Annotated in this window: 6 protein-coding genes and 1 pseudogene; 3 read left to right on the top strand and 4 right to left on the bottom strand. The window is 69.6% G+C overall.

The genetic code is table 11. From position 1 onward, the window contains the following. Nucleotides 1-139 precede the first annotated feature (139 nt). Nucleotides 140-478 carry a hypothetical protein gene (locus AB0M08_RS36105; protein ID WP_364503564.1) on the bottom strand — a complete coding sequence of 113 codons (339 nt, stop codon included), beginning with the start codon at nucleotides 476-478 and terminating at the stop codon, nucleotides 140-142. A gap of 159 nt (nucleotides 479-637) precedes the next feature. Next, a complete protein-coding gene (locus tag AB0M08_RS36100; RefSeq protein WP_364503561.1) occupies nucleotides 638-967 on the bottom strand; it encodes an immunity 53 family protein in 330 nt (109 codons plus the stop codon). A 418-nt stretch (nucleotides 968-1,385) separates the two neighbouring features. Here AB0M08_RS36100 and AB0M08_RS36095 point away from each other — a divergent pair. Then, nucleotides 1,386-1,595: pseudogene (locus tag AB0M08_RS36095) on the top strand (ISAs1 family transposase); the annotation flags it as partial. Between the two features lie 66 nt (nucleotides 1,596-1,661). Further along, nucleotides 1,662-2,612, top strand: coding sequence for an aminoglycoside phosphotransferase family protein (locus AB0M08_RS36090; RefSeq protein WP_364503558.1), 951 nt, complete (start codon nucleotides 1,662-1,664; stop codon nucleotides 2,610-2,612). A 112-nt stretch (nucleotides 2,613-2,724) separates the two neighbouring features. Here the strand turns inward: AB0M08_RS36090 and AB0M08_RS36085 are convergent, their stop codons facing one another. Beyond that, nucleotides 2,725-3,240, bottom strand: coding sequence for a hypothetical protein (locus AB0M08_RS36085; protein ID WP_364503555.1), 516 nt, complete (start codon nucleotides 3,238-3,240; stop codon nucleotides 2,725-2,727). Between the two features lie 772 nt (nucleotides 3,241-4,012). On the opposite strand from AB0M08_RS36085, the gene AB0M08_RS36080 reads away from it, so the two are divergent. Continuing rightward, nucleotides 4,013-4,882, top strand: coding sequence for a helix-turn-helix transcriptional regulator (locus AB0M08_RS36080; RefSeq protein WP_364503552.1), 870 nt, complete (start codon nucleotides 4,013-4,015; stop codon nucleotides 4,880-4,882). On the opposite strand, the gene AB0M08_RS36075 is transcribed toward AB0M08_RS36080, so the two are convergent. Beyond that, on the bottom strand, nucleotides 4,883-9,676 hold the full coding sequence (locus AB0M08_RS36075; RefSeq protein WP_364503549.1) for a diguanylate cyclase: 4,794 nt from the start codon (nucleotides 9,674-9,676) through the stop codon (nucleotides 4,883-4,885). Between the last annotated feature and the right edge of the window lie 287 nt (nucleotides 9,677-9,963).

Here is a 9,963-nt window from a genome sequence, read left to right as displayed (position 1 = left end):
GGCTTCGACGTCATGCTGATGTGCTCTCCTCAGGGCCGTCCAGGAAGAGTATCCCCTGGTAGACGGGCTGTCTCACATCAGCGTGACAGGGAGGGCTCCGTGGCTACCGGTTCGCGGCACGAGAGTGCGTTGCGCTGGGTTAACCCCAGTCGTCGGGATCGATGGCTTCTATTTGTGCCTGAATCTCCCGCAGGAGGTGAGCAGGTAGAACCACGACAAAGTCATAACTTTCCGGATCATGGCCCACGCACAAGGTGAGCTGGCTATCGCCCATGCTCCACCACACCGGGCGTCTCGCCGATGTCCCGAGGCTTACATCCAGGCGTCGCGCATGGTCGGCGCTTGCAACGCGGGCGAGATCCCTAGCCCAATCCTCCGGGCTCGCATTCACATTCAGTAGCCATGAGGATCCGCTCAGCGTGAGCATCACGTTATCGTCATCAAGTTGCGCGTCCGCGCTCACCTCAAACCGCTCCATGCCAAAAAGTGTCGCAGCGAAATCGACACGTGACCGCTCTTCGGGCACGAGAGGCATCGGTCCGTTGCCGTCGACAGTCGGTGGCGGCAGCGGAGGCCGGCCTCCGCGCGGACTGCGGCATGAGAGGGCGTTGGATCGGTGCGCTCATCAGGCGCTACCTCAATCTCCACCGGCAATCCAGAGCCGGAACTGATGGATGGCTTCACTGAGATTGAGCGGTCCGCATGCAACCTCGAAGTGCTTGTCGACTACGCGGGCAACGAGCCAGTCGTGCTTGCTCCGGTGGACTTCGTGCTTGGGAAACGTCAGGTCGTCCAATGCGGTTGCCTCCAGGTCGACTTTCAGAAACCAGCCAGGATTATCGAGCGTCTCGATCGACACGCCGTACTCGTGTTCCCACTCTCCATCGCACTGGGTGACGTACCACCCCTGAAGCCAGGTCAGGGCGTCAGGCCCATCGGAGTAGAACTGGAGATCTTGTCCGGTCACCCGGCCATGATGCCGGAGGTAGCTCCGCTTCGACATACGCTGATCGGCACGGCCAGAAGCCGGCCCGCCTGACCGGCGGCCTCCGCCAGCAGCATCGCGCGGTCAGCGGCAAGTCCGCGACCTGAGCCGACGAACTGACCATCACGTTCCGCGGCGAGCGGGTCGCGGCAGATGAGCGTGTTCGTGATCAGTCGGAGTCGCGCGAGGGGTTCGCAGGGCTGTTGCGTTCTCGGCCCGTGATTCGCTGAGCAGGTATTTCGTAGGGTGATCGGCCTCTGTGGAGGCAGTGGAAGCGGGTGAAGCCCTCAAGGTGATCATGGAGTTCTTCACGCTGCACAACCACCGAGGAACTCCACCCGCCGATGACATCATCTCTGATCTGCGCACTGACCGTGACAACCCCCGGCTCCGACACGCCCACTTCATCCGGGATGTCACGTTCCGTGAAGATCTGTACCAAGCCCGGACCGGCACCGGACCCGCCGTCATGGCCACCCTGCGTAACACCGCGATCGGCTGGCACCGCATCAACGGCGACACCAACATCGCTCGTGCCAACCGACGCGCCGACCGCCGATCTCACGACCTCATCACCGCCGTGACCAGCAGTCACCCCAGAATGCAATGACCCTGCGGCTGGTGGCTCGTAATATCGGTGGTTTGCTGGTGTTGCTGAGGCGATCGGGGATGGCGGTTGTCCAGGAAGACGGACATCGACGGCGTCGCTGCCCGTGCGCTCCTGCACAGGATCTTCGGTTCCTCGATGCCGGTGACCTACCGGCGGACGCCGGAGGGTGTTTCTACGCAGGTCTACCGGATCCAGCGGGGTTCAGAGGTCTTCTATCTGCGGATCGCCGAGGAGGCCGATGAGAACCTCGAAGCCGAAGCTGGATTGCACCGGCGCCTTCGAGCGCTCGGTGTCAAAGTCGCGGACGTCATACACGTGGACCCCTTCAACAGCGACATCGGACGCTCGGCGATGGTCACCACCGAGATCCGCGGTGCCCCGGTAACGCAACTCTCCGACCAGGCGCTCGCGGCCTCGGTCGTCGAGCAAGCAGGCGCCGATCTCGCCGTCATCAACCAGATCCCGGTCGACGGATTCGGCTTCATCCGCAGGCAGAACCCTCGGTGGCCCTTACCCGCCGAATACCCGTGTTACGAAGATTTCCTGACCGCGTATTTTCCGCAGCCCTGGCCTGGACCGCTGGCGTCCCTGTTCGACCGGACCGCAATCCGCACCGTGGAAGACCTCGTCGAGCACGAACGCTCCAGCCCACCGACCGCGGCGAAGCTCTCGCACGGCGACTTCGACCTCACACAGATATTCTGCGCCGACGGCCACTACACCGGCCTGATCGACTTCGGAGAGATCCGAGGCGCCGACCCCTGGTTCGACCTCAGTCACTTCCTCCTTTGCGACCAGGATGCCGGCCCAGCCGCCCTGTTACCCGCTCTACTGAACGGCTACCAGAGCATTCGGCCCCTGCCCCCTGGCTATGAGAGTGCCATTCATGACGGCGCGATCCTGCTCGGGCTACGGCAACTCTGCCGCTGGCTCGGACCACCACTGCGCCGCCCACTCGAACACCCCGCTGTCGAGCACCGTAAACGGCGGCTTCATCAACTGATCAGTCTGCGATGAGGCACGAACTCGGTATCGGATCCGAATGGCGACAGCAAGGTGCGGACGGCGGCGTGAGAATCAACTCAGGCTGGAGCCGCGCGCAAGATCACGCTATGGGGGGTGATGGTGATCATCGTCGCCCCAGGACCTCGTTGCCAGAGACACCAAGATCCTTTCGTGCGTTCGCGTAAAAATCTGAGCGCGCATCGTTCGACTCGCGTTGCGCTGCCGTCCAGGCCTGTTGGTCAGGCTCCTCCGCAGCCGCGATACGCTCCATTTCCCAGATAGACTCGTGCCAGCGTCGCGCAGCGGCAACACTCTCATCAGAGCCAAGGAGAAGGACGTCCTCCCATCGCACGGCTCGAACATGGTTGGCGTCTGAAAGCTCCTTCTTTGCCTGCTCGACCGTGATTTTAGGACCGAACGCAGGTAGGCCACAGCATTGGCCTAGATGCATTGCTCTTTGGTACATCTCTTTGACTGCGCGACCATATTCAGCATAGGTCAAAGACAGCTTCTCGGTGCGACGTAAGAGCTGTTCTCGGCGCCACTTCGTGCGTTCATTAGCAAATGCGGTGAAGTATGAAGTCAGCGCACCGATGGCCACGCCCGCCAGCGTGGGTAGTTGCTGCAGCAGGTCGCTCACATGATCGCCTTTTCGCTCGGAACTCCATTATAGAAAAGGTGAACAACGTCTGTCACAGGACTTGGTCAGCGTATTTTTTCCACCTGCCCGGCGCCCTCTCATCAAGCATGAGAGGGGGCGTGACGGTAGTGGCGTAACCGGGCTGGTTACGGGGTGCCTCCCGAGCTTTGGCTGGTGTTCGGGAGTGTCTGGGGTTCGTGGAGATACCCTGGGCGGCCAGCTGACGGGGTCGGGCTGGGGCTGAGGTGTGTGCGGATGCCCGAGGGACCCGTTGGCGCCAGCCGGGCGGACGCTTTGCGTGAGCGTCACGCCGGGTTGATGGAGAACGTGGTGTCGCCTTGGATGTGAGCTCCCGTCAAGCGAGCGGCAGGCCTACCTGGGAAGTCCGGCTGCGGTGCGCGGGGATTTCCGGTGATCCCTGGTGTCTTGGGACGGTGATCATCGGGGGCACGATGCGTGCGTGAGGTCATGTGGTCGGGAGCGGGTGGAGCGTAGCTGCCGGGGCCTGAGGGCCGGCGACTGAGCCGACGATGGCTGGGCCGTGGCGGTCGTACCTGCGGTGGTAGGCCTGTCGATAGCTGGCTGCGCGGCGGGGGAGGTGACGTTGCGGGTGATGTCGGCGGCCTGGATGCGGCCGGTGCCGGAGGAGCGGGCCGCGGGCGACGGGGGCGGTGTTCAAGGGAACCGCGGAACCCGCCGGGGTGGGAGTCACGGGCGGTCCGGGTAACGGCAGTACCTCTCAGGTACGCCTCCACGGCCGTACCGTCGGGGTATGGACCTTCGCAGTGAAGTCCGGGACTTTCTCACCACGCGGCGGAACCGGATCACGCCGGATCAGGCGGGGCTGCCCGCGTACGGTGGCAATCGGCGGGTGCCGGGGCTGCGGCGGGAGGAGGCCGCGATGCTCGCCGGGGTCAGCGTCGACTACTACACGCGGCTCGAACGCGGCAACCTGGCCGGGGTCTCGGAGAGCGTCCTCGTCTCCCTGGGGCGCGCGCTGCGCCTGGACGACGCGGAACGGGAGCACCTGTTCGATCTGGCCCGACAGGCGAACAGTGGGCCGGGCCGGGGCGCGCAGGCCGCCCGGCGCCGTGCCGTGCCGCAGATCAGGGGCGGGGTGCGGCACATCCTGGACGCGATGACCGGGGCGCCGGCCTACGTGCGCAACGGGCGGCTGGACGTGCTGGCGAGCAATGCGCTGGGGCGTGCGGTGTTCGCGCCGGTGTTCGAGAGTGCGGGTGGTGACCCGAACCTGGCCCGGTTCGTCTTCCTCGATCCGGGCGCGCGGGACTTCTACCGTGACTGGGAGCAGTTGGCCGAGGACGTGGTCGCACTGTTGCGCGGTGAGGCGGGGCGGGATCCGTACGATCGGAATCTGACCGATCTGATCGGCGAGCTCACCACCCGCAGTGACCATTTCCGGACCTGGTGGGCGGCCCACAATGTTCGCCTGCACCGCTCCGGGGTCAAGCGTCTGCGTCACCCGGTGGTGGGTGAGCTGAGTCTGGTGTACGAGTCGATGGAGCTCACCGACGGTCAGGGGCTGCGGATCAACGCCTACAGCGCCGAACCCGGCACCGCCGACCGGGAGAAGCTGGACCTGCTCGCCAGTTGGAGCGCGGCCACCGCCGACCGGTCCTGATCAGCCCACGGCGACCCGGTTACGGCCGGTGCGCTTCGCCTCGTAGAGGGCCTCGTCGGCGAGTTTGATCAAATCCTCGGCCGATGATCCGGCGGCGGGGGAGATCGAGGTGGCGCCGACGCTGATCGTGACGATGCCGGTCTCCGACCGGGCGTGCGGCTCGCGCAGGTCGGCGACGGCGTGGCGGGCGCGTTCGGCGACCTTCGCGGCGCCCTCGGCGTCGGCGGCGGGCATCACGATGGCGAACTCCTCGCCGCCGTAGCGGGCCACCAGGTCGGTGATCCGGACGCTGCCGGCGATCGCCCGGGCGACCAGTCGCAGACACGCGTCGCCGCCCTGGTGACCGTAGTGGTCGTTGTACTTCTTGAAGTGGTCGATGTCGATCATGGCGAGGCCGATCGGGTCGCCGGAGCGCAGCGACCGCAGCCACTCGGTGTCGAGCACGGCGGTCAGCCGCCGGCGGTTGGCCAGGCCGGTCAGCGGGTCGGTCAGCGTGAGCAGCTCCAGCTGCCGGTTCGCCTCCGCGAGTGCCTCGGTACGCTCGGCGACCTTGCGCTCCAGCGACGCGTACACCTGCGCGTTCTCCAACGAGACGGCGAGTTGCCCGGCGATCATCTGGACCGCGTCGAGGCGGCCCATGGTGAACGCGCGCCGGGTCAGCCGGTTCTCCAGGACCAGGACCGCCTTGGGTACGCCCTGGCTGAGCACCGGGACCACCAGCAGCGAACAGTGGTCGAGCCCGGCCAGGTACGGATCCCGGGCCACCCGGTCGTCCCGGGAGACGTCGTCGACCAGCATCGGCTCGCGGGTGCGCTCGACGTACCGGAGCGCACTGAGCGGCAGCGACGTGTCCGGCACCCCGGTGGCGGCCGCCTCGTCCCCGAGTACCACCCGGACCCGGGTGGCGCCGGTCATCGCGCTGAGCACGTCCTCGACCCGGGCCCGGAGCCGGTCCAGGTCGGTCTCCGAGCTGAGCGCCCGGGCGGCCTCCAGCACCGCGAGCAGGTCGATCACCCCGGTGGAGACGTTCACGCTGCTGGTCACGCCGAGCGCGGTGCCCCGGGGCTCCAGGGCGGCGGTGAGCCAGACGTGCCGGCGCTGCATCTCGCGGGTCTTGCCGTGGGCGCCCCAGGCGGCGTATTCACGGAACGCGTCGGCGATCAGGCGCTGGCCGGTCTGCTCCAGGCCGTACCGGAGGAAGAAGAGGCCGGCGCGCTCGAAGATCAGCGCGGCGTGCCAGGGGCGTCCGGTGGCGTCCCCGACGGCGGCGTCGAAGGCGCGGGCGGCGGCCTCGAAGTCCCCGGCCAGCCACGCCTCGTGCGCCTCGGCGAAGCGCAGCAGGTGCCGGAAGTTGCCCGGGTGGTCGGCGGCCCGCTCGGCGAGGAAGTCCCGGCTCGCCCGGAGTTCGGCGCGGTCGCCTGGTGAAGCGGCGCCTGGTGAAGCGGCGGCGCTTTGTGGAGTGGCGGCGCGCGCCGCCGCGGCGAGGACGGCCAGGGTGTGTGCCGGGACGTTGCCGTACGTCGCGGTGATGAACGGCAGCAGGGGCGTCGCCGCCGCGCTGTGCCGGATCAGGGCCTCGTCGTCGCCGAAGACGGCGGCCGCGAGCGCCCGGCAGATGTGATAGTTCACCCCGGCCGTCGGGTTGGCCGAGAGTGATCCCTCGAAGGCGTCCTCGTCGAACGTGGCGCCGGTGAACAGCCCCGGGCCAGCGGTCTCCCCGCGCAGCGCGAGCCGCAGCTGCCGGTATCCGAGGAACGCGGCGGTGGCGTGGCCGTACCCGATCCGCTCGCACAGCGCGATCGCCGTGTCGGTCTCGGCGCCGAGCCGGTCCAGGTCGGCGCAGTCCAGCAGCTGGGGCAGGGTGGCGTAGTACGTGGAGGCGGCGTTCTGCAGGTCGCCGCCGCGCAGCAGGCCCTCGTACGCCTCGTGGCCCAGCCGTGCCGCGTTCTCCAGCGGTTCGAACCAGGGGACCGTGCCGAGCCCGTGCAGGAACCGGGCCTGCGAGGTGTCCGGTTCGTACCCGTGCGCCTCGCCGACCGCGATCACCCGGCGGACCGCGTCGTACCCGGCCCGGTAGTCGCCGCGGACCGGGATGGTGACGAACCCGGCGTGGCTGAGCGGGCCGATCAGCGCGGCGGCCACCCCGTGCCGGCTCCACAGGCCGGCGGCCCGCAGCACCAGCCAGGCGAAGGTCAGCTGCTCGGAGAAGAACGCCGGCGGGATCATCCGGTTGATCACCCGGGCGATCGCGATCAGCCGCGGGTCGGTGAGCTCGGGGCGGGCCAGGTCGTCACCGGCGGCGAGCCAGTCGTACAGGGTCGCCAGGCCGTCGTCGATCCCGGCGGCCATCTCGTCCGGCGGCGGCACCGGCACGCCGAGCCGGGGCAGCAGTGTGACACCGAGGCGGAGCGCGTCCGGGAGCATGCTGCGGTTGGTGTGGCTGACGATCTGCTCGCAGACCACGGCCGCCAGCTGCACCGGGTCCTGACCGCTTTCCATCAGGCTCTCGAAGACCGGGTCGGCCTCGGTGTACCGGCCGAGGCTGCAGAGCGCGGCGTGCCACTCCGCCCGTACCGGAAGAACGGTCTGGTCTTTCGGGTCGAGAAGGGAGAGGGCCGCCGCCAGGAAGGCCTCCACGGCGACGTGGTTGGTGACCTGCCGGGCGGACCGGGCGGCGTGATGCAGCAGGTCCGCCGCCCGCCGCTTCTCCTGCGGATCGGTCAGCTCCCCGAGCACCGGGAGATACTGCTGCGCGGCCGCCGCACCATAGGCGGGATCGGTCGCCAGCCGCCGGGCGACATCAAGACCTTTTCGGGTACGCGCGGTCGCGTCCAGCCTGCCGTGGACCGCCTGCTGCACCCGGTCGTGCCGGAACGCGGCCGTCGGCGGTCCATCGCGACCCACCGTGACCAGGCCGTCCTCGGCCGCCGGCAGCAGCGCCAGGCCGACCTGCTCGGCGGGCAGGCCGGACGCCACCCGCAGCATGGTCAGGTCGATCTCCCCGCCCAGGCAGGCCATCACGTCCAGCAGGTCCCGGGTGGTGGCCGGCAGCGCCTCCACCCGGGCACCGATCAGGTCGACGACGTCCCCGCGGCCGACGAACCGGCGCAGCGTGCCCGCGTCCCAGCGCCAGCACTCGCCGTCCGGGATCAGCGCACCCTCCCGGCGCAGCGCGTTCAGCAGCTCGACCGTGTCGAACGGGTTCCCGCCGGTCCGGGTCGCCAGGATCTCCGCGAGTGGGGCGGTCGCCGGCCCCGGCAGCCGCAGCATCTCGGCCAGCAGCGTGCCCAGGTCGCCGGCGGGCAGATTGGTCAGGCGCAGCTCCCCGCCCGCGCCGCGCAGCCGGGACAGCATCACCGAGAGCGGGTGCACCTCGTCGACCTCGCTCTCCCGGAACGCCCCGAGCACCAGCACGCCGGGCAGTGCCGGGTCGTCGAGCACCGAGTCGAGGAAGGCGAACGCGGGCGGCGGCGCCCACTGCAGATCGTCGACGAAGAGCACCACCGGGTGGGCGCTGGACGCGATCACCCGCAACAGCGTCACGCCGATGCGGCGCAGCCGGGTGGCGGCGGTGCGGGGATCGTCGTCGCTCTCCTCTTCGGCGGGCACGCCCAGCAGCAGCGCGAACGCGGGCAGCAGCGCGGCGACCAGCCCGGCGTCCGGCCCGAGCGCGTCGAGCAGGCGTGCCCGGAGGGCGGCCACCTCCTCGTCGGGCGCGGCCAGCAGCTGGGTGCCGAGCGCGTCGAAGGCCTGGCCGACCGCGTCGGCGCCCAGATCCCGGCGGTACTGGTCGAACTTGCCGGTGACGAACCGCCCGCCCGCCGTGGCGACCGCCGGGCGAAGCTGGTCGATGAGGGCGGTCTTGCCGACCCCGGGCGGCCCGGTGACCAGGGCGATCCCGTGGGTGCCGCCGACCGCGCGGGCGAACAGGGCGCGGAGCGTGGCCAGCGGTGCCTCCCGCCCGATCAGCCGCGCCGGTGGGGCGAGCCGCATCGGGAAATCCCGGTCGCCGAGCGGGAAGCCGGACTGTCCGGCGCGGAGGCGGTCGAGGTCGTACGCCAGTCCCTCACCGCTCTGATAGCGGCGCTCCGGTTCCTTGGCGAGCAGCCGCACGATGATCTCGGACATCGTCGCGCCGACCGCGGGATTACGCTCCAGAGGCGGTACGGGCACCCGCGCCAGGTGATCGTGCACGAGACGCAGCGGGTCGTCGTCGCGGCCGAACGGCGGCGCACCGGTGGCCAGCTCGTAGAGGGTGGCGCCGAGCGCGTAGAGGTCCGCACGGTGGTCGACGGTCCGCCCGGTGCGGCCGGTCTGCTCCGGCGCCAGATAGGGGAGCGTCCCGACCAGGCCGTCCTCCACCGCCGGGGCACCCGGAGCCTGGGACAGCTCGAAGTCGATCAGTGTGGGCGTGCCGTCCCCCGCCACCAGGATGTTGGCGGGGCTGACGTCGCGGTGCACGACCCCGTGCCGGTGGATCGCGGCGAGGGAGTGGGCCAGCCCGTACGCGATGTCGAGCAGCGGCCCGGTCTCCCAGGGCGTGGGCATCCCGGCCAGGGTGCGCGCCGACCCGTCGAGGAACAGCAGCGCGACGCCGTCCACCTCACCGGCCAGCCGCGGCGTGCCCTCCACCCCGTCGAGCAGGCGCAGCACGGCCCGCTCGTTACGCAGCCGTTCCGCGGCGGCCGCCCCGAGCGGCTGCTTCCGGATGACGCTCGGCGAGCCGTCGGCGGGCCGCACCCGGACGACCCGGGTGCGCTCACTGTCGTACAGCACCTCGTCCCTGAAGCCCACGCCAGGCTCATCGGCCACTGTTCCGCCTTGCTGAGTGGAGGGCTCGGCAGGTCCTGGCCGGTGCTCACGGCTGACCCTGCTGGCCGGCCGGGGGTGGGCCCGGCCGGTCCGCGATCGAACCCTGGTCGGCGGAGTCGGCGATCCGTGGCGGGCGAGCGTTCGGGCGGGCTCGCCGAGCGCGGCCGGGTAGGCGGTGGCGGTCCGGGTGGTGACGCGGAGCGGACCTCCGCGCCGCTCGTGGCGTGCCACCCGGCACGCCGTGCTCTGGCGCCCGCGGACGGTGACCG

It is taken from the genome of Actinoplanes sp. NPDC051851 (genome assembly GCF_040681165.1).
GTDB lineage: Bacteria > Actinomycetota > Actinomycetes > Mycobacteriales > Micromonosporaceae > Actinoplanes.
Note: the sequence above shows the minus strand (reverse complement) of the source record. Positions and strands in the feature narration are given on the sequence as shown.